An 18,536-nucleotide genomic window follows, 5' to 3' on the forward strand; every position below is an offset into this window, starting at 1 on the left:
TCCTGACGCTCCGGTTACCCGAGGCCCTACCTCTTCTCCTCGCACTCGAAGACGTCCAGCTCCTTGAGGAGCCCGAAGGCCTCGAGCGCGGTTTCAACGTCCCCTAGCCCTCCCCTAAAGCGCTCCCTCGATAGGGCGTAAGAGGCGAAGCGCTGGAACTTCGCCAGCCTCGCGGCCCCCGACGGCCCGGCCCTGAGCGCCTGCGAGCACTCCTCCAGAACCCTCTTGGCTTCGCTCTTGTCCCCCTTCAGAACTTCATTGTAGAAGGTGCACCAGTACTCGAGCCCGGCCCTGTGCAGCGCCACGCCGAACTCCTTTCTCAGGAACTCCTGTACCGTTTTCTCGTCCTGCGCGTAGGAGTCACCGCCCCGTGCGCGGATGTGGCCCAGCATGGCGTCGAGCGCGCCCCTCTTGAAGTGCTCGAGGGAGACGGCGCGGCCAGGCGCGGCGGCCCACGCGGAATTCCGGGCCCCTCCCCTGCCACCACCATTGCGGGCGCCAGCTCCGCTCCCCCCGGCCCCAGAAGTATCGGGGGCCGTGTCGCGGCCGATGTCGAGGGCCGCGTAGGCCTCCGAGCGCAGCGCGATGTCGATCATGGTGCGGTTGCTCCCGACCTCGGATAGCTCGTATATCTCGCCCGCGCTCCTCCGCCATTCCTCGACGAGATAGACCCCGGCCTCGAGGAAGACCTCTGGGAAGAGGACGCGCGCGGGTCTGGCCCCGAGCGCCATATTGACTATCAGCCTGTTCTTCAGGTGGCTCCGGTTGAAGCCGACATAGACGTTTGCCAGACGGTCGCTCAGGGGCTCGGTGATGTTGTCCAGATCCCCCAGATTCGATGTGCAGACCGCGACGAAGGCCGCCGGGAATGTCTCGCGGGACTTCGCGGGCGACACCGTCCCCTCCTGAAGCGCCTGCAGGAGGACGTTCTGGGTCCCGACGGGGAGCTTGCCGATCTCATCGGCGATGAGGAGCCCGCGGTTCGCCTGCAGGAGCTTCCCCGGCTCCAGAACGAGCGGGCTCATCGGGTCGCCGAGCTGCTCGAGCCTGTGCAGGTTGACCGAGCCCGTCAGGTTGTCCGGGAAGACCTCCGACGAGCCCTGTATGCGCGCCATCCCGTGCCCCTCCCTGAGCGTCCCCTCGGCCACGGGCACCGCAGCGGGGTCCACCTCTGAGGCCTTAAAGTCGCGTAGCTCGCCGTGCCTGACGCCTCCGTACTTCATCCTGCAGAATGGGCAGGGGGGCGCGAGGCGCGAGAAAGCCTCGTCGACAAGGCTGAAGGGGTCGTCCTGGACGGGGCAGTCGGCGACGGCCCAGACCTTCTTTGGGAAGAGGGCCCAGACGTCGCGGGCGAGACTGGTCTTCCCTGAGCCCGGCGGCCCGAAGAGAATCACGTGGCTCCCGGCGACCAGCGCGGACGTGAGGCTCTCGAGCGTCTCGAGCGGGAGAATCGTCGTCGGGTAGAGGGACTGGAGCGCCTCCTCGTCGCTCAGGCCGCGGGCGCGGAGTTCATCAAGCATCCCCAAAATTCTTTCCCTGAGCCTCTCGAAAGGCGTCGCGGGCCTTGCGCCCGAGGCGAGCAGTTCGCGCGCGGTTGTGGCGGCCATGACAGTCCCTCATCGAGGGAAGGGCTTACGGGCATTTAAAGGTTGTATTTTTCGGGGCCGGAGTTCTGTCCCCGGCGCCACGTCCTTCGGAGGCGATGCGGGGCCGGCCGGTGCGCGCTCCAGAATTCAGCTGAGCTCCAGCACGTCAGCTCCTGTGCTGACTTTCACTTTCTCATGAAATCTCGCGGGGGGAGTGGCCCCGCGGTCACCTGACCATCACAACCCCCATCAGCGTCCCGCGCGGGACGTCCTCCTTCTTGCACGACGAGCCGATGGGGTAGATGTCCCAGCCCAGCTCGGTCGCGATTCTGTAGGCGTCGATTCCGACCGCCTCCATTGAGGGCCGGGCGCGGAGCTCGTTCCTGCACCTCTCCCCCCTCAGGACCGCACACTCGGCCCTGTGGCAGAAGGTGCTCCTGCAGGAGCCGGCGGCGAAGCCGACCGCCAGATAGTGGCCGTCGTAGAAGGCCATCGACTCTATCGCGCTCACGATGTCGAAGATTTTTTTATAGGCCTCGACGCGCTGCATCACGGTCTCCCTGTCCCGCACGATGACCTCCGGCGGGATATCGAGCTTCAGCACTATCGCATGCCTGTACATCGCCACGAGCGCCCTAGTCTCCTCGGGCCTCAGGGTGTGCGGGGGGCAGTTCGCCGACGTTCCGTAGCCGAAGCACACCGGAACCCTGCACTTCAGCGCGACCCTCTCGTCCACGACGATTCTCGACGCCGGCACGACCCTCGCGTCGGTCGCGCCGAGCCGAATCGCCTCCCGCCTGTAGCGCTCGAGCTGCTCCAGAAGCTCCTCCTCCGGGACCTCCAGCCTGATTTTCGCAACGGGCATTCCGCCCCCTCCCTCCTGACAGCGGGAACGGGGGGCTCTGCTCCCGGCTCGGGGGCAGAACTCGCCCTCCATCCCCCTACCATTAGAGCAAGCGGGTCCCGGGCGGAGGAGTGGGACCATCCTTGCAGGTAGGCGCAGGCCTCCGCCCCACGCCGGGAGGCACGGGCCTCTCCTCGACGATGGAGCTCTCAGGCCCCTCGTCTATTATCCGGGGACCGGGACCGGCGCGCGCGGTCCGGCCCCGGCCCCCGTCCCTCCGTCGCCCACGGGCCTCAGTCCTCGCCCGCGCCCCCCTCCCCGCCCTCCTCGAGGCCCTTGCCCTTCTTCCCGGGCGCCCCGGGGATCTCGCGCTTGGCCGCGATGACATTGTCTATCCTCAATATCATCGTTGCGGCCTCGGTCGCGGAGAGAATCGCCTGCCTCCCGAGCCTGAGGGGCTCGAGCACGCTCTCGGCCTTCATGTCCACGATTTTGCCCGTGAACACGTTGACGCCGGCGTGCCTCTGGCCCTCCTTGTGCGCCTTCCTCAGGTCGATCAGGGTGTTGATCGGGTCCAGACCAGCGTTCTCCGCCAGCGCCCTCGGGACGACCTCGAGGGCCTCTGCGAAGGCCTGCACCGCGAGCTGCTCCCTGCCCCCGACCGTCGCAGCGTAGTCCCTGAGCTTCAGCGAGAGCTCCATCGCGGTCGAGCCCCCGCCGGTGCATATCCTCCCGTCCTCCACGGCCGCCGAGACCACGCTGAGCGCGTCGTGCAGGGAGCGCTCCATCTCGTCCACGACGTGCTCCGTGCCCCCGCGAATCAGGATGGACACGGATTTCGCCCCCTCGCACTCCGTCACGAAGGTCATCTTCTCGTCCCCGACCTTCCTCTCCTCGACGAGGCCGGCCCTCCCGAGGTCGTCGGGGCTCAGCTCGTCGAGCCTCGAGACGATTCTGGCGCCCGTGGCCCTCGCCAGCTTCTCCATGTCGGACCTCTTGAGCCTTCTGGCGGCGTATATCTTGGCCTTCGCCAGATAGTACTGCACGAGGTCGTCTATGCCCTTCTGGCAGAGCACGACGTTCGCGCCCGTGGCCTTTATCTTCTCGGCCATCTCCTTCAGCCGCCTCTCCTCCTCCGCCAGGAAGGCGTTCATCTTCGACGGGTCCCGAATCTCGATCTTCGCCTCGACCTCGGTCTTCTTGATCTCGAGGGCGCAGTCGAGCAGGGCGATTCTCGCCCCCTCGACGACCTTCGGCATCGCCGGGTGCACGGCCTCCTTGTCTATGATTATGCCGCGCACGAGCTCGGTGTCGTCTATGGAGCCCCCGTGCTTCTTCACGACCTGAATGTTCTCGATGTCGGCGACCCTCCTGCCCTCCCTCTCCTCGACTATCGCCGCCACCGCGTCCACCGCGAGCCCCGCCAGCATCTCCTTCGAGTGCGAGGCCCCCTTACTGGATATCGAGGTTGTCGCGAGCTTTTTGAGGGTCTCCCTGTCGTCGGGCTTTATCGGCTCGGCCGCCTCCTGAAGCAGCTCGACGGCCCTGTCCGCGGCCATCCTGAAGCCGGTGGTTATGAGAGTGGGGTGGAGGTTGAGCGATATCAGCTCCTCCGCCCTCTTCAGCAGCTCGCCCGCGAGAACCACCGCGGTCGTCGTCCCGTCCCCGACCTCCTGGTCCTGGGCCTTCGCGACCTCGACCATCATCTTGGCCGCGGGGTGCTCGATGTCCACCTCCTTCAGGATGGTCACGCCGTCGTTGGTTATGACGACGTCGCCCATCGAGTCGACGAGCATCTTGTCCATCCCCCTCGGGCCCAGCGTGGTCCGGACCGCGTCCGCCACGGCCCTCGCCGCCATTATGTTGTTCATCAGGGCGGCCCTGCCCTTCTCGGTCCTCGTCCCCTCCTTCAGCAACAGCACAGGCACCTGCTGTCCCATCATATCCATCAACCTCCCTGACCCTTATGTTCGGGGCTCAGCCGCCGATTCCGCAACCCCCGGGCGGGCAGTAGCCCCCGCCGCCGCCCCCGCCCCTCTTCTCCTTCTCCTTCTCCTCCGCCTCCTTCGTGAAGTCCTTCGCCGCGATAATGTCGTCTATCCTCAGAATCATCGTCGCGGCCTCGGTCGCGGACTTCAGCACCTGCCTCCCGACCCTGAGGGGCTCGACAACGTTGTGCGCCCTCATGTCCTCGACCTTTCCCGTGAACACGTTCACACCCGCATGCTTCTGGCCCTGCGCGTGGGCGCGCCTGAGGTCTATGAGGACGTCGATCGGGTCCAGGCCAGAATTCTCGGCGAGCGCGCGCGGAATTCCCTCGAGAGCGTCCGCGTAGGCCTCGATCGCGAGCTGCTCCCTGCCGCCCGAGCTCGCCGCGAGCTCCCTGAGCTCCCGGCTCAGCTCCATCGCGGCCGCGCCCGCGCCCGTGTAGACCTTCCCGTCCTCGACCACGTCCGCCACGACGCTCAGCGCGTCGTGCAGGGAGCGCTCCATCTCGTCCACGACATGCTCCGTGCCGCCGCGAATCAGGATGGAAACGGCCCTCGCGCCCTCGCAGCCGGTGACGAAGGTCATCAGATCGCTGCCGACCCTGACCTCCTCGACCAGCCCGGCCTTGCCGAGGTCCTCTTTGGTGATGTCCCGAATTCGGGAGACAATGGAGCCGCCGGTCGCCCTCGCGAGCTTCTCCATGTCGGACTTCTTGACCCTCCTGACCGCGAGCACGCCCGCCCTCGCGAGGAAGTGCTGGGCCATGTCGTCTATGCCCCTCTGGCTCACGACCACATTGGCCCCGGTCGCCAGCACATCGTCCACCATCTTCTTGAGCGTGCCCTCCTCCTCCGCCAGGAAGGCCTGCAGCTTCTCGGGCGCCTCTACGGTGATTTTCGCGTCCACCTCGGTCTTCTTGATCTCGAGCGCGCAGTCGAGGAGGGCGATTCTGGCGTCCTTCACCCTCTTCGGCATCGCCGCGTGGACGACCTCCTTGTCGAGAATGACACCCTCGAACATTTTCGTGTCGCGCGCGGACCCGCCGTGCTTCTTTATTACGAGAATGTTGTCCAGATCCGCCCTGACCCTCCCCCTCCTCTCCTCCGCTATCGCAAGGACCGACTTTACAGCGAGGTCCGCGAGCTGCTCCCTGACGCCCGAGACGCTCTTGCTCATCATGGCGGTCATTGCCACGCTCTTCAGTTTCTCGGTGTCCCTCCTGTCCACCGGCTCCGCGAGCGCTTCCAGAGCCTTGAGGGCCCTCTCGGAGGCCATCCTGTAGCCCGCGGTGATGGTTGTCGGGTGGATGTTCTTGTCAAGGAGCTCCTCGGCGCGCCTGAGAAGCTCGCCCGCGAGTATGACCGCGGTCGTCGTCCCGTCGCCCGACTCCTGGTCCTGCACCTTCGCGACCTCGACCAGCATCTTGGCCGCGGGGTGCTGGACGTCCACCTCCTTCAGAATCGTGGCGCCGTCGTTGGTGATTACTATATCGCCAAGACTGTCCACGAGCATCTTGTCCATACCCTTCGGGCCGAGCGTGCTGCGGACCGCGTCCGCGATCGCAAGCGCGGCCGCGATGTTGTTGTGGTGCGCGCCCCTGCCCCTTTCCCTCTGCGTCCCCTCCTTGAGAATGAGCACCGGCTGTCCCGACATCATTGATATTCCTCCGGGGGTGGGGGATATAAATGCGGTTCTATATATAGTTTGCTGTTATTGGCCCTTACACGGGTCCCGGCCCCTCCGGCCCCCCTCTGGACCGTCGGAGCAGCCGGGCACGCGTGGCGCAGCCGTGGACCCGCGCCCGGGCGGCCCGCTCGCTCCTCCATGGCGGTCAGGGAGCCTCACACCTATCACGAATTCCGGGGGCGCTATCTGTGCCTCCTCCTCAGCGCCAGATAGCCCGCGGCGGCGGCCCCCGCGATGATTATGATGATTGCCACCAGCAGGAGCCAGTCAGTCTTCTCAGACGGGGTTTGAGGCGGCGGCTTCGGCGGCGAGTAGCTCAGCACGAGCTCCGTCGTGTTGATATTCCCGGCCGCGTTGCGGGCCTCGATAACAAACCGATTCTCCCCCTTCTCCAGAACTACCGGCAGCGCAAATATTCCCCCGGTGCCGCCGACGGGCTCGCCATTGACGGTCACGGCCGCCCCCGGCTCGCTCTGAATTCTCAGCTCGCCTCTTGTGATCTTCAGGATATTCAATGGGGACTTGCCGGCGCAGGTGGCGCTCACCGGCGCACCCTCCCCGCCCTCCAGCGCCTCCAGAGCCAGAGCGCTCCGGCCGCCCCGAGCGCGCACGCCACAATCACCAGCGCCGACAGCGCGGCCCCGGCGAGCGGGCCCCCTTCCCCCGAAGGCCTGTAGACAATTCTCGCCACCGCCTCCGCCTCGTTCCCGGCGCGGTCGCTCACCACGACATAAACCGTTTTCGTACCGTGGCCGCCCGGTAGCGTCCAGTTCCTCTCCGTGCTGAATGGCTCCCACTCCGTGTAATTGACCCCGTCATTGCTGAGGCGCATCCTTTCCGGCCCGGAGAGCTCGTCGCTCGCCGATACCGTCAGGCGGACGAGCCTCCGCTCCGTATATCGCGCCCCGCCGTTGACGAGGACCGAGACATTCACCGGAGGAGTCCTGTCAATGTAAATCGTCACCCGCGCATCGCGACTGTTCCCCGCAGCATCCAGCGCCCTCACGGTGACCTCATGGACACCGTCCCCAACTCCCTCCGCCCTCCACGGACTCGTCGCCTTCATGAACGACCCGCCGCCCACCTGAAGCTCGTAGCCCGCAATCCCGCTCAGCCCGTCGCTCGTGTTGAACCGGACCTCCGGCGGCGTATTTGTCCAGCCCCCGGGAACCACCACGGGCTCGAAGGGCATCGGGGGCGTCCTGTCGACGAGGGCGGTGGCAGTCCCCTCGACAAAATTCCCGGCCCTGTCGAAGGCCCTCACGACGATTGTGTGGGCGCCATCGCCCAGATTTGCCGGCACGAAGGGGCTGGTCTGCACAGAGAAGTCCCCCCCGTCCACGCTGACCTCGTGGCGCTCGACCCCGCTCAGGCCATCCTCCGCAACGAAAACAACCACAGGGTCCCCGTTCGTCCATCCGGAGGGCTCCACCGAGAGCCCCAGAAATTCCGGGGCCGTCCTGTCGATATATACAGTGACATTAGCTTCGCGGAAGTTTCCCGCGCGGTCGTGGGCCCTGACGACGACGTTGTGGGTTCCGTCGCTCAGGTCAGGAAGGACGCACGGGCTACTATGGACAGTGAAGGGCCCGCCGTCCACGGAGACCTCGTAGCGCTCGACTCCGCTCAGCCTGTCCTCCGCATTGAAGAATATCTGCGGAGCGCTCCTCGTCCAGCACGGGGGGGACGCCAGCGGCTCGAAGGGCTCCGGAGGGCTCCGGTCTATGTATATCTCCACCCTCCCGTCCCTGAAGTTCCCGGCCCTGTCAAAGGCCCTGACCACGACCTCGTGAGCGCCCTCGCCCGGGTCGGGCGGCGTGAAGGGGTTCTCCTGAAACGCGTAGGCCTCGCCGTCGATGAAAAACTCGTAGCGGTCGATGCCGCTTGCGTCGTCCGATGTGGAGTAAGAAATGGACGGAACCACACTCGTCCAGCCGGAGGGCGCGGCCTCCGGAGCGAAGGGGCGGGGGGGCGTCGCGTCCAGCCAGAGCTCGCGCGCCTCGCTGAACGGCCCCCAGTCGCCGTCCCTGTCCCTCGTCCTGACCCTCCAGTACCAGACGCCGTCCTTGATTGAAATGGAGGGGGCGTGGGAGGTGTTCCCCGACTCGACCTCCCCGCTCGTGTACAGCGCCGGGGAGAATTTCAGGCTCCGGTCGAGCTGGAGTTCGTAGCCGCCCTGTACGGAGGAGTCGGCGTCTCTGAATATCCATGTAAAAACCGGCCTGCTAACATTGGTCCATTTCTTTTCCGGTGGACTCACCAGCGCGGGCGCCTCGGGAATGCGATTGTATGTTATGACAACTTTATATAGCGAGGGCGTCAGGGACTGGTTCTCCGTCTTCAAAAGCGCCCTGTACTGGAACCACCTCGCGCCGTGCGGGACGCCATGGATTGTGGAGTTCTCGGTGTAATATGAATCGGGAGTTCCGTCCGGGCCGACGAAGTCCGCAGACTGGAGCGCGCTCTCGCTCTCAGCCGCGCGGAGCTGGAAGAGAATGGAGGTCCCGGGCGGCGCGGCCGCTGTCCAGCAGAGCGCCACAAGCCGCGAGGGGCCGCCGAGGTCGAGGTAGGGGGAGCGGTAGGTGCCGTTCCAAAGGTAGGGAGAAAAGCTGTAGACCCACGTATCGTTCAGCACATTACCGCTTGAAAAATTATAGCCTCCGAATAAAACGACAAGGTCTTTATTTTTTACCGGCGCCATCGCAGTCGTACTCCGGCCCGGCGGTTTGTCTGATGGTTCTCTTAAATACCATTGATCATCCCCGGCGTCATATATCCATGTTTCCGCCCAGTCAATATTTGGAGCAAGCAGGCAGCCCCCGAACATGATGGCTTTATCATCAAAAAATACGGTCGCTTCCGTTTGCCTCCATCTGGCAGAAGGAGGGTTCGATTGCGACCGCAGGCTCCACCTGTTCTCGCTTGTATCATATACCCAAGTCTCATTCGTGAATTCATAATCGTTATATCCGCCGAACATTACAAATTTATCGTCATTCCATATAGCAGCCATTGAATGATCACTTCTTTTTCCGGGATTGCCTTCAGTAGCAAGAAAGCACCATTGATTTGTCTTGATATCGTATCTCCAGAAATCCGAGAGATATCCTCCAGCATGGGCTCTACCTCCGTAAAGAAAGATTCCGGAGTCATTAATGCTCGAGGCCATGGCATGCCCCCAGCGAGAGGGATAGGGGTGAACGCCGGTGTCGATAAGAAACCATTGATTCTCACTCAGGTCGTACACCCATGTTCCATTGATATTCGAATCGGTCATATTGTTCGAATGCCCGCCGTAAAGCACCACCTTATCGTCACCCCAGATGGTCGCCATCGCGTGAGCGTATCTTCCTGAGGGGTCGCGCGGGGGAAACGTGTGGGTCCAGGTATTTTCGCTCAAATCGTAGACCCATGTGTCATTGAGTAGAATCCATCCGCTGTATTCTTTGCTCAGTCCTCCATAGAGGATTATTTTATCGTCATTGCCGATCGCGGCCATCGCGTGCCAGCACCTTGGAGCGGGAGAAACCGACGGGGCCCTTTCTTTCCAGACCCCCGTCAGGTTGAGATCTAGTTCAATGCGGGCGTCGGTGCCAGTGCCTCGGATCAGACAATTCTCAAAGAGGCAGCCCGTTCCATTGAAATCCATGTCATTGCTCGTTATTGTCGGAGATATTGTCGAATGGTCTGAGGAACTTTCCAGAGATGTCGTTAAGGATGCGAATAGTATCATATGCGCCATCATCAATATTTGTGCTCTCCTGCGCGGCATTTACTCCTCCGTCCCGCCATTTATTGATTCCAGTATTTCGATATTGATACATATATTAACTTTGATATATTCATCTAATTGTTAAATCAAACTTGTTTTTGCTCGGGAATTACTTTCGCTCCTGTTTCCGCGGCCCGCGTTGCGTTTCTAAGAGCCCCGCCCCTACTCCTCCTCGTCCCTCTTTGGCCCCACCGGCTCGCGCTCGACCCTGCGAGCGATTCTCTCCCTTATCGCCCTCTCGGCCTCGTCCAGCATCGGGTCGATGTCCACGCCCGAGGCGCGCGCGATGAGGAGCGCCGCGATCTCGGGCTCGAGCCCCAGCTCCTCCCGCCTTTTGTTTATCTCGGCCATCACTGCGGGCCTCTCCCTCCCCGATTTCTTTGCGATGTCGTCCGCGATGCGCGTCAGGAGCGTCTCCGGCATTGGCGATGGCCCTGCCGTCAGGATAGAGGCCGAGGGCCTGAAGCCCGGCGGGAGCTCGACGCTCCTGTGGTTGAAGGTCGGCGTGACTGCCTTCCCCTCGCGCCTGACCAGCCCGGCCCGTAGCGCGGTCTCGAGCAGCCTCATTGCGTCCGAGTAGTTGAACCAGCGTAGGTCCATCGATGCCGAGAAGACGAACTCCCTGTCCGTCAGGAAGTCCTTGGCCTTCCGCCTGAATATCAGAGCCACGGCGCGCCTGAGCTCCTCCGTCTCGCTCGCGCGGCCCCCGCCTCCCGCCTCCGCGGACAAGAGTCTCACCCCGCTTCCTTCACGATGGACAAAAGGCTGAGCAGTGCGCCCTTCGCGCCCGCCGCCTTTATCGCCGGAAGGTCGTCCTGCATCACGCCACCGCCGACATAGAGCTCGAGCGGCCCCCTCGTGAGCTCTGAGATGATTCGCGCCTCGATGGGCTTCCTCGAGTTGCTTCGGCCAAGGTCGTTAAAGAATATCCTTTTCAGGCCTAGGTTACGCGAGATGTCGAGCAGCGTCCGGGGGCTCAGATGCTTTAGCTGCTCGTCGAAAGCCACTACCCGGCCCTCCCAGTCTATTCCGAGCGAGACCTCCTCTGTGTCGCCCAGGGCCTTCGAGAGCTCCTCGACTCCCGCCAGCGTCTTGGTGCCGAAGACCACGTGGGCCGCGCCCGCGACGAGCACGTCGAGCGCGGTCTCCGCCTTCCTGACGCCCGGGTCCACCCATATCTCGCCCGCCTCCGAGAGCTCCTGGAGCAGCCGGAGCTGGGGCTCGCCGGTCTCTATGCCGGTGATGTCTACTATGAAGGCTCTCTCATAGCTCTCCATCAGCTGCTCGACGAAAGAGGCGGGGTCGAGGGGTCTGCCGCTCTCGTCCTCGAGCCTCTCGTACCGGCCTCCCCTGACGATAACGATTTCGCCGTCGAGGACGGACACGGCGGGCATCACGTCGAACCCCCGCTCCTGCGTTTGAATCACCGGGGAAGCATCTGCGCCGTTATATTTAAAGAGAGCGAAGGAGCGGCGACCGCCGACGCGCGAGCGATTTCGCCGGGGGCGTGTGGCGCCGCATTCGCGCGGGCAGAGAGTCCCCGCCGGGGCACCGTTTCGCCCCGATGCCGGACAGTCGCGCAGTTTGAAAGGGGATATCGGGAGCCCCACCCATAAAATATATATTAAGGCGCACCGGTTAAGCGCCGAAGGTGCAGGGATGTACTCAGAGAAGGTCATGGACCACTTCATGAACCCGCGCAACATGGGCGAGATGAAGGACGCGGACGGCGTCGGGAAGGTGGGGAACCCGACCTGCGGGGATCTGATGTTTGTTTACATAAAGGTTAAGGACGACGTCATCACTGACATCAAGTTCAAGACCTTCGGCTGCGGCGCTGCGATCGCGACGAGCAGCATGGTGACAGAGCTCGCGAAGGGCAAGACGCTCGACGAGGCGCTGAGAATCACTAGGGCCGACATCGCAAGCGAGCTCGGAGGCCTTCCACCGGTCAAGATGCACTGCTCCAATCTTGCCGCGGACGCTCTCCACGCCGCAATAAAGGACTATCTGGAGAAGAATGGCCGGGACGCCTCGCACATAAAGGTCAGGACGGAGGTCGAGTGCCACCTCGAGAAGGCCGGGTCCAGGTGAAAAATTGGAGCTCGTCGAGATTCAGCCCTGCACTGAGGAGGGGCTCGTCACGCTCGAGGCCTGGCTGGGGGGCAGGGAGTGCGCCGCGTTCTTCGACCCAGTGCTCCTCTGCCGCCTCCTCCTCGCCTCCCCCTTCTTCGAGAGCATTCGCTGCTCGGACCAGATGGGCTACGGAATCGCGGAGAGGGGGGGCCAGAGGGTCCATGTGTTCAGGACGGGAAAGTTGATCGTCCGGAGGGCGCCGGGGAGGGAGAGCGCCATGGAGGCCCTGAGGCTGACGGGGAGGTGCCTCTGGGGGGCAATGGTCCGCGCCTCCGGGAGGACGGTGCTCGATGAGCTCCTCACCGGGGAGAGCGCGGGGGAGCTGCCCCCTCCGCCGGGCTCCGGAGACATCACTGGAGGAGCCGCGCTCGGCCTTGGAGAGGCTCTCAGGACGGCAAGGGCCCTGCCTTCATGGAAGAGCGTCGAGGGAGGGCTGGAGATTCTCAGAACCCTCCTCGACGAGCTGGCGAGCTCCGGTGAGGCCGCGGAAAGGGCCGAGCGCCAGAGGCGCGCCGAGGCCCACTTTCTCGACTTCGCGGGTGGCGCGGAGGACGCGAGGCCCGCTTCCGTCGCTCTCGTCTTTCTGGCGCTCTCGCTCTCGCTCGAGAGGGCCGCGGCCGCTCTCGAGGCCATCCCAGCCGACGACAGAAAGGGGATGTGGGCGGCGATGGCCGAGGTGCTCGAGGCCGTCGCTTCGGGCCGAGCGTCCGAGAGGAATAGGCTCGAGGAGAGAATTCTCGTGGAGGCCAGGGAGGAGGAGCTGGCCCCGGAGGTCTTTCTCGCGCCGCTCAACCTCCTCTCTGTGAGACTCCCGGGTCCCGGAAAGCCTGCTGGCTGAGAGCTCAGGAGCCGGCCTGGAGGAGCGAGACCAGCCCCCGGAGCGGGATGTCAACAAGACGCGGCCTGTGGCGGGCCTCATAGAGGATTTCGTAGAGCGCCTTCTGAATCATCCAGACGCGGACGGACACCATGAGCCCCCTCATCCCCTTCCTTCTCACCGAGCGCGGGCAGGAGGAGAGGTATCCTTCGACAAAAGCATCGGAGACCCCCTTCTCCCAATCCGCCGCGCGGGCCTCCGCCTCCCTCCACGACGCACCCGTGGGGTGGAATTCTCCTTCGCCGCCTCCTGCCCCTTCCCCCGCATCCTTCCCCGGAAACCTCCCGCCTCTTCCCTGCCCCGCGCGAGCGGCCCTGAGGGCCAGAGCGGAGGCGTATGAGAAGGAGCGGAGCATCCCCGCCACGTCCCTCTCGGGCGGAAGCCTCTCGACGCGCCTTGCGCCTCGCCTGAGGGGCTCACCCTCGAAGTCCAGAAACCTGAAGCCGCGCGGGCATATCAGGACCTGCGCGAGATGCATGTCTTGATGTGTCCGAATCTTCAGCCCTCCGGGCCAGCGCTCCATCGGGAGGAGGGCTTCCTCAACCGTCCCCCGGGCAGCCTCGAGCTCCCTGCGGCGCCATCCGCGCAGGGCGGAGACGGCCCTTCCGTAGTCGCCGAGGATTTCGTCCCTCCACCTCGCCACATCGTCCCGATCGATGATACCGGGCCGGAGCTCCGGCGGAGCGCGCGTTGAGCTGAGCTGGCTGTGCAGCTCGCCCAGCGCCATCCCGAGCCTCCCCGGAACGCACGTGTGGTGGCCCAGCCCGCGCCGAATCGCCCTGCGCGCGTTGCCTACGAAGGCTGGAAGGGCCGGGAAGCCCTCGATGTGCTCGATGAGGATCGCGGCGCACAGGGGCCTGCCCCCGGGAAAACCTCCCTCTGGGTGGTGGGGCGCAAGCGAGGCCGGCTCCTCCGGAGGCCGGGAGACCATTGGAGAGCCTGGAGCCCCGGAGGGGCTGGAGGTAGCGGCCTGTCCTCCCCCAGCGGGCTCGAAAAAAGCCTCCCCGAGGACGCGGGGCGCGAGACGCGCGCCCCTCTCCGTCAGAAAAGCGAGCATCTCCGGCTCCGGGTTGAAGGGGTCGAGGCGTCTGTAGCTCTTGAGCACAACCCTCCGCCTCCCGATGCAAAAGGAGACGAGGGCGTTGCTGGTGTCGCCGCCGAGCGCCTCAGGCCGGCCCGCACGGCCGCGCGGGAGCTCCCTCATCCTCCACACAACCCTCCCGCGATCGCCCGCGCTGGTCCGGCCCGCCCTCATGCTCTCCACGACGAATGAGACGAACTCGGGGGTGGTCTCGGCCTCGCGGAACCACATTCCCGCGCTCCGGAAGGGCCCGGGGCCCGCAAGGCGCTCCGGAGAAGCGACGAGAGAGACGAAGCGGAGGTCAGGATCGGGCGGGAAGGACAGGACGGCACAGAAGAAGAACGCCCCGCGCCTCTCGAAGAGGGGGACGATCGCGTGAACCTCAACCTGCTCCGCGCCCCCGCACCCCGACCAGCGCGCGGCGGCGAGGTGCCTCGCCGAACCCCTCAGCGCGGCCTCAACAACATCCTCATCCATTCCCCTGTGCCCCTTTCGCTCCATGGACGCCAACGCCCTGCGGAATACGCTGCCGGTTCAGTCCCGCAATCGCCTCCCTTTCACTCTCCGCACCGAATCTCCTCCCTCACCCCCTCAGCGCGTGCCCCTGCCGCTCTATCAGCACCTCCGACCGCTTTTTTCTCCGCGCCGGCGCATTTCGCTCCTCTGGGAGCCGGTGCCCGCCACTCATCCGGACCGCCTCCCGACCCCTCAGACCCTCCCGCAGAGCCGCCTATAGATGTCGAGGGTCTTCCTTGCAGCGATGTCCCATGTGAATCGCCTCTCCACCCTCTCCCTCGCTCGTCGCGCGAATCTTTCCCTCAGCTCTTCGTCGCCGAGGAGGCGGCTGACCGCTTCCGCGAGCGCGCGCGAGTCCCCGGGAGGGACGAGGAAGCCGCTCCTCCCGTCCTCGACGATTTCGGGAATTCCGCCGACGCGAGACGCGACCACGGGAGACCCGCAGGCCATCGCCTCCAGAACAACGAGGCCGAAGGGCTCGTAGAGCGAGGGGGTCACCGAGACCGACGCGGATGAGTAGAGGGCCACGAGCTCCCTCCTGTCGAGCGCGCGGTTGAGCCAGACGACGTCCCTCCTTCCCTTCAGCAACCCCGCCAGCTCGGCCACTATGCCGGGCTCGTCGGGCCTGCCCGTGGCGAGGACCGTCTGAGTCCCGGGCGGGAAGCCCCGGGAGGCCTCAACCAGCACCTGAACGCCCTTCTGGCGGGTCAGCCTGCCGACGAAGAGGACGTAGGGCCTCCCGACGCCGCACCTTTTCAGGACCCTCATGTCCTGCGAGGGCCTGAAAACGCGCGGGTCGATGCCGTTGTGCACGACCGATATTTTTGAGGGGGGGATGGGGTAGCACCTCGTTATGTCCCTTTTCATTCCCTCGGAAACGGCAATGACTCGGTCGCAGGCGAGCAGGCCCTCCCGCTCCATCCATTTGCTCAGCTCGTAGCCGCGGCCTAGCTGCTCGGCCTTCCAGGGCCTCAGGGGCTCCAGACTGTGGACGGTCGCGACCGCCGGAATTCCGTAGAGCTTCTTCGCGAGCGCGCCCGCGAGGTTCATGTACCATGTGTGCGAGTGGACGATGTCGCAGTCCATCGGGTCGGAGACGAGCTCGATGTCCAGCCTGAGGGCGTCGAGGGCGGGCTGATGGGAAGGCGGGCTGGCGGAGTACGTCACCGCTCTCGGCACCATCCGTCCCCCGTCGGGACAGGAGCGCCTCCTCCGCGCGCTCCCGCCACCACCGCCGGAGCTCCTGACAGCCGCGGGCAGCTTTCCTCGCCCCGCTCCGGCTCCGCGCCCCCAGAACTCCTTTCCGTATCTCCTCACTCCCCTCTCCCCGCGCGCCCCGGGGACCCAGAGCGTCCTGACCTCCACATCAATATGCCTCGAGAGGGCGGAGGCCATCGCCGCGACGTGGTGGCCGACGCCGCCGTAGACGTTGGGCGGGTACTCGAGTGAGAGGATGCAGACCTTCATGGCGCCACACGGCTCAATGCGGCTGGACGCTATTAAGGGTTGCCTGGTGGGGTACAGAGCGGGGGCGCCGGGGCTCCCGAAGGCGGTCCGGAGCAGCAGGCCGGGTATGTGATCGGGGGCAGCCTCGCAAGCGCGCTTTCGGTCTAGATGTACAGACCGGGCTCCAGCCACGGGAAGATATTGTCCATATCCCTCAGCCTATCGAGCTCGGCCTGCCCCTGGCCCTCGACCGCGGCCCTGAGCGCGGCGAAGCGCTCCAGATGCCCCCTGAACCTCTCCACGGCGTACTCTCTCGCCTGGAACGTCGAGACGAGGAACTCCCAGTCGCTCGCCTCGAGCAGCATCAGCTCGCGCGCGGCCTGAGCGAGCAGCTCCCTCTTCGAAGGGTCTCCCGAGTGGCGGCGCGCCGCCTCCTCCATCCATCGCTCGGCCTGATGGATTTCCCTCCACATCCACTCCGTGTCCGGGTTGAGCCAGACCCTGTGGTCCCCGCCCGCGCCCCACGAGCTCTCCGGCAGGGATATCTCCTCCGAGGGCGGGTGCTCCGCGAGATACGCGCCGCACGAGAGCGCCTCGACGCCCGCGGCCGGGAGCTTCTCCAGAACCATCGTCAGCCACCTGACGCCCTCGTACCACCAGTGCCCGAATAGCTCGAGGTCGTAGGGAGCGACGATGACCGGCGCCCCCTCGCCCGCGTGCTCCTTTAGAAGGGAGGCCGCGAGCCCGGCGAAGTGCGCGCTGTGCTCCTCGAGCCTCGGCCCGACTTTATCCGGCTCGTAGAGCTGCTTCGTCCCGAGGTCGCGGGACTGCCTGTCGGTCACCCTCCAGTACTGAAGGCCGCTGACGGAATCCCTCTTGTGGAACTCGCGGTACCAGCCGTCGCCGGGGTAGCCCCAGTCCGCGCTCCAGACCTGCAGCCCGGTCCTCTCGTTCCTCCCAAGCACGGCGACCGGTGTGCCCCCGGAGCCTACGATATAGGGCCTGAAGGTGCTCCTCCCCGAAGGGGCCCTCTCGACGCTCCCGTCCGGTCCCCGGGGCCTCGCCAGGAATGGGAACCTCTCCCAGTAGACCCCCCCGGCCCTCCCGCCCTCGATCGTGTGATGGTCGACAATGAAGTACCGAATTCCCTCCTCTGCAAGAAAGCTCTCGAGCCCCGGCCTCTGAACCTCGCGCCCGCTCCCCGGCTCCCTCCACACTCCCGCGGGCCTGTAGCCGCACTCGGGGAGCCAGATGCCCTCCGGGTTCTTGCCGAAGGCCCTGCGGTGCGCCTCCGTCCCAGCCCGAATCTGGGCCCGAATCGCGCTCTCGGTCCCGAGCAGGGGGAGGTAGGCGTGGGTTGCGGCGGATGTCATCAGCTCGACCCTGCCCTCCTCTTCTAGTTTCCTGAATTCGCCCGCGAGGTCTCTGCCCATCCTGTCCCTGAAGTCGACGAGGGTGGAGTGGTAGCGGGTCTCGTACATCTGAGCCAGCGCCCTCCTCTCGGGCCTGTCCCTGTGGCGGTCGACGTCCTTGGCGCAGAGATCGATTCTGTGGTAGAGGTACTGCTCGAACCTTTGCTTCATGTAGCCGTCGCAGAGCTGCTCGAGGAGCACGGGTGTCAGGCTGATCGTGAGGAGGGGCCTGCGGGGTCTGGGGATCGACTCGAGCGCCCTGAGGACGGGGATGTAGGAGCTGGCCATGACTTCGAAGAGCCACTCCTCGCCGAATGGCCAGACGCCCGCCTTCCTCACATAGGGTATGTGGGCGTGGAGGACGAAGCTCAGGGCCCCTTCGCTCACCGGCCCACCCCCACGTTGCTGTTCCGGGGCCTGAAGTCCTTCAGGAAAAGGAGCAGGTCCTTGAGTCCGTGCCTCTCGTCCAACTTCTCCCCTGAGGCGCTGTACACCTCGACAACGTCGACGAACCTCAGTCCGAGGTGGGGCCTCTCGCGCCTGAGCGCCTCTAGGAATTCCTCCTTAGGCCTCGGCTGTCCGTAGCCCGAGACGAGGCCGTTGAAGAGCTGGACTTTCATCCCGTACTTCTCGAGAAGCCCCGGGACGAGGGCCGCGAGAGGCGTGGTCTGGCAGTCCGCCAGAATAGAGAGGGGGTTCCTGAAGGATATCTCGGAGTAGAGGCACTCGATGTAGTCCTCGATGCCATTGGGGTAGTAGAGAATTGTCCCTAGGTCCATGAGGCTGACCGTTCGCCGGCCGCCCCCACCTCCATCCCTCCCCTCGCCCGCCATCAGGCTCATGATTCTCCGCACGGTCTCGGGGTCCGCGGGCTCGCCCCGGCTGTTGTAGAGGCTCACGCCCACCTTCGAGCCGTCGAAGAAGACATAAATTCCAGCCCCCATGCCCTGCTTCCTGACCTCGTACCTGAGCACCTCCTCGGGCACGAGCCTCATGTCCAGCACCGAGACCCCCAGACTCGCCAGCCCTACCGTCAGCGCCCTCCTGACCAGCCTCGAGACCGGTCGGCCGTCGGTGCCGGTCATCACCATCGCGTTCTGCCCCATCCAGGAGCCCAAGGCCAGCCCGAGCTCCAGGCACTCCCTCGCATCACAGGTCTCGCTCTCGTATATCCTCATTGCAGACCCTTCC

General features: G+C 65.0%; 14 protein-coding genes. 2 read left to right on the forward strand and 12 right to left on the reverse strand.

Annotated elements, in window-relative coordinates:
• Positions 1–26: 26 nt before the first annotated feature.
• The 8 genes from QW379_06595 to QW379_06630 form a co-directional block, all read right to left on the reverse strand.
• Positions 27–1,607, reverse strand: coding sequence for an ATP-binding protein (locus QW379_06595; GenBank protein MEM2870069.1), 1,581 nt, complete (start codon positions 1,605–1,607; stop codon positions 27–29).
• A gap of 205 nt (positions 1,608–1,812) precedes the next feature.
• Complete coding sequence (locus tag QW379_06600) at positions 1,813–2,451, reverse strand: DUF2284 domain-containing protein (GenBank protein ID MEM2870070.1); 639 nt, start codon at positions 2,449–2,451, stop codon at positions 1,813–1,815.
• Between the two features lie 272 nt (positions 2,452–2,723).
• Positions 2,724–4,373, reverse strand: a complete 1,650-nt coding sequence (gene thsB / locus QW379_06605; protein ID MEM2870071.1) for a thermosome subunit beta — start codon at positions 4,371–4,373, stop codon at positions 2,724–2,726.
• Between the two features lie 34 nt (positions 4,374–4,407).
• A complete protein-coding gene (gene thsB, locus QW379_06610) occupies positions 4,408–6,075 on the reverse strand; it encodes a thermosome subunit beta (protein ID MEM2870072.1) in 1,668 nt (555 codons plus the stop codon).
• A gap of 212 nt (positions 6,076–6,287) precedes the next feature.
• Positions 6,288–6,650: a hypothetical protein gene (locus tag QW379_06615; protein MEM2870073.1), complete on the reverse strand. Its 363-nt coding sequence runs from the start codon at positions 6,648–6,650 to the stop codon at positions 6,288–6,290.
• The gene (locus tag QW379_06620; protein MEM2870074.1) at positions 6,647–9,877 is read right to left on the reverse strand and encodes a kelch repeat-containing protein; all 3,231 of its coding nucleotides are present in this window, start codon (positions 9,875–9,877) and stop codon (positions 6,647–6,649) included. The genes QW379_06615 and QW379_06620 overlap by 4 nt, the downstream gene beginning before the upstream one ends.
• 162 nt (positions 9,878–10,039) lie before the next feature.
• Entirely contained in the window at positions 10,040–10,615 is a 576-nt protein-coding gene (locus tag QW379_06625; protein ID MEM2870075.1) for a DUF2240 family protein, read from the reverse strand.
• Positions 10,612–11,304 carry a HisA/HisF-related TIM barrel protein gene (locus QW379_06630; GenBank protein MEM2870076.1) on the reverse strand — a complete coding sequence of 231 codons (693 nt, stop codon included), beginning with the start codon at positions 11,302–11,304 and terminating at the stop codon, positions 10,612–10,614. Before QW379_06630 ends, QW379_06625 begins: the two co-directional genes overlap by 4 nt.
• A 232-nt stretch (positions 11,305–11,536) precedes the next feature.
• Here QW379_06630 and nifU point away from each other — a divergent pair, with 232 nt between their 5' ends.
• Complete coding sequence (nifU, locus tag QW379_06635; protein MEM2870077.1) at positions 11,537–11,971, forward strand: Fe-S cluster assembly scaffold protein NifU; 435 nt, start codon at positions 11,537–11,539, stop codon at positions 11,969–11,971.
• Between the two features lie 4 nt (positions 11,972–11,975).
• Positions 11,976–12,851: a hypothetical protein gene (locus QW379_06640; protein ID MEM2870078.1), complete on the forward strand. Its 876-nt coding sequence runs from the start codon at positions 11,976–11,978 to the stop codon at positions 12,849–12,851.
• Positions 12,852–12,855: 4 nt separating this feature from the next.
• On the opposite strand, the gene QW379_06645 is transcribed toward QW379_06640, so the two are convergent.
• The 4 genes from QW379_06645 to QW379_06660 form a co-directional block, all read right to left on the reverse strand.
• The gene (locus QW379_06645) at positions 12,856–14,448 is read right to left on the reverse strand and encodes a hypothetical protein (protein MEM2870079.1); all 1,593 of its coding nucleotides are present in this window, start codon (positions 14,446–14,448) and stop codon (positions 12,856–12,858) included.
• A 231-nt stretch (positions 14,449–14,679) separates the two neighbouring features.
• Positions 14,680–15,954, reverse strand: a complete 1,275-nt coding sequence (glgA, locus tag QW379_06650; protein MEM2870080.1) for a glycogen synthase — start codon at positions 15,952–15,954, stop codon at positions 14,680–14,682.
• 143 nt (positions 15,955–16,097) lie between these two features.
• The gene (locus QW379_06655) at positions 16,098–17,732 is read right to left on the reverse strand and encodes a 1,4-alpha-glucan branching protein domain-containing protein (protein MEM2870081.1); all 1,635 of its coding nucleotides are present in this window, start codon (positions 17,730–17,732) and stop codon (positions 16,098–16,100) included.
• Positions 17,729–18,523 carry a hypothetical protein gene (locus QW379_06660; GenBank protein MEM2870082.1) on the reverse strand — a complete coding sequence of 265 codons (795 nt, stop codon included), beginning with the start codon at positions 18,521–18,523 and terminating at the stop codon, positions 17,729–17,731. The genes QW379_06655 and QW379_06660 overlap by 4 nt, the downstream gene beginning before the upstream one ends.
• Between the last annotated feature and the right edge of the window lie 13 nt (positions 18,524–18,536).

The organism is Thermoplasmata archaeon, from assembly GCA_038851035.1.
Taxonomy (GTDB): Archaea; Thermoplasmatota; DTKX01; order VGTL01; family VGTL01; genus JAWCLH01.

What these genes read in the sequence shown, in the direction of transcription:
- QW379_06595 (MEM2870069.1), bottom strand. Translation starts at nt 1,607, where the DNA reads ATGGCCGCCACAACCGCGCGCGAACTGCTCGCCTCGGGCGCAAGGCCC.
- QW379_06600 (MEM2870070.1), bottom strand. Translation starts at nt 2,451, where the DNA reads ATGCCCGTTGCGAAAATCAGGCTGGAGGTCCCGGAGGAGGAGCTTCTG.
- thsB (MEM2870071.1), bottom strand. Translation starts at nt 4,373, where the DNA reads ATGATGGGACAGCAGGTGCCTGTGCTGTTGCTGAAGGAGGGGACGAGG.
- thsB (MEM2870072.1), bottom strand. Translation starts at nt 6,075, where the DNA reads ATGATGTCGGGACAGCCGGTGCTCATTCTCAAGGAGGGGACGCAGAGG.
- QW379_06620 (MEM2870074.1), bottom strand. Translation starts at nt 9,877, where the DNA reads ATGCCGCGCAGGAGAGCACAAATATTGATGATGGCGCATATGATACTA.
- nifU (MEM2870077.1), top strand. Translation starts at nt 11,537, where the DNA reads ATGTACTCAGAGAAGGTCATGGACCACTTCATGAACCCGCGCAACATG.
- QW379_06645 (MEM2870079.1), bottom strand. Translation starts at nt 14,448, where the DNA reads ATGGATGAGGATGTTGTTGAGGCCGCGCTGAGGGGTTCGGCGAGGCAC.
- glgA (MEM2870080.1), bottom strand. Translation starts at nt 15,954, where the DNA reads ATGAAGGTCTGCATCCTCTCACTCGAGTACCCGCCCAACGTCTACGGC.
- QW379_06660 (MEM2870082.1), bottom strand. Translation starts at nt 18,523, where the DNA reads ATGAGGATATACGAGAGCGAGACCTGTGATGCGAGGGAGTGCCTGGAG.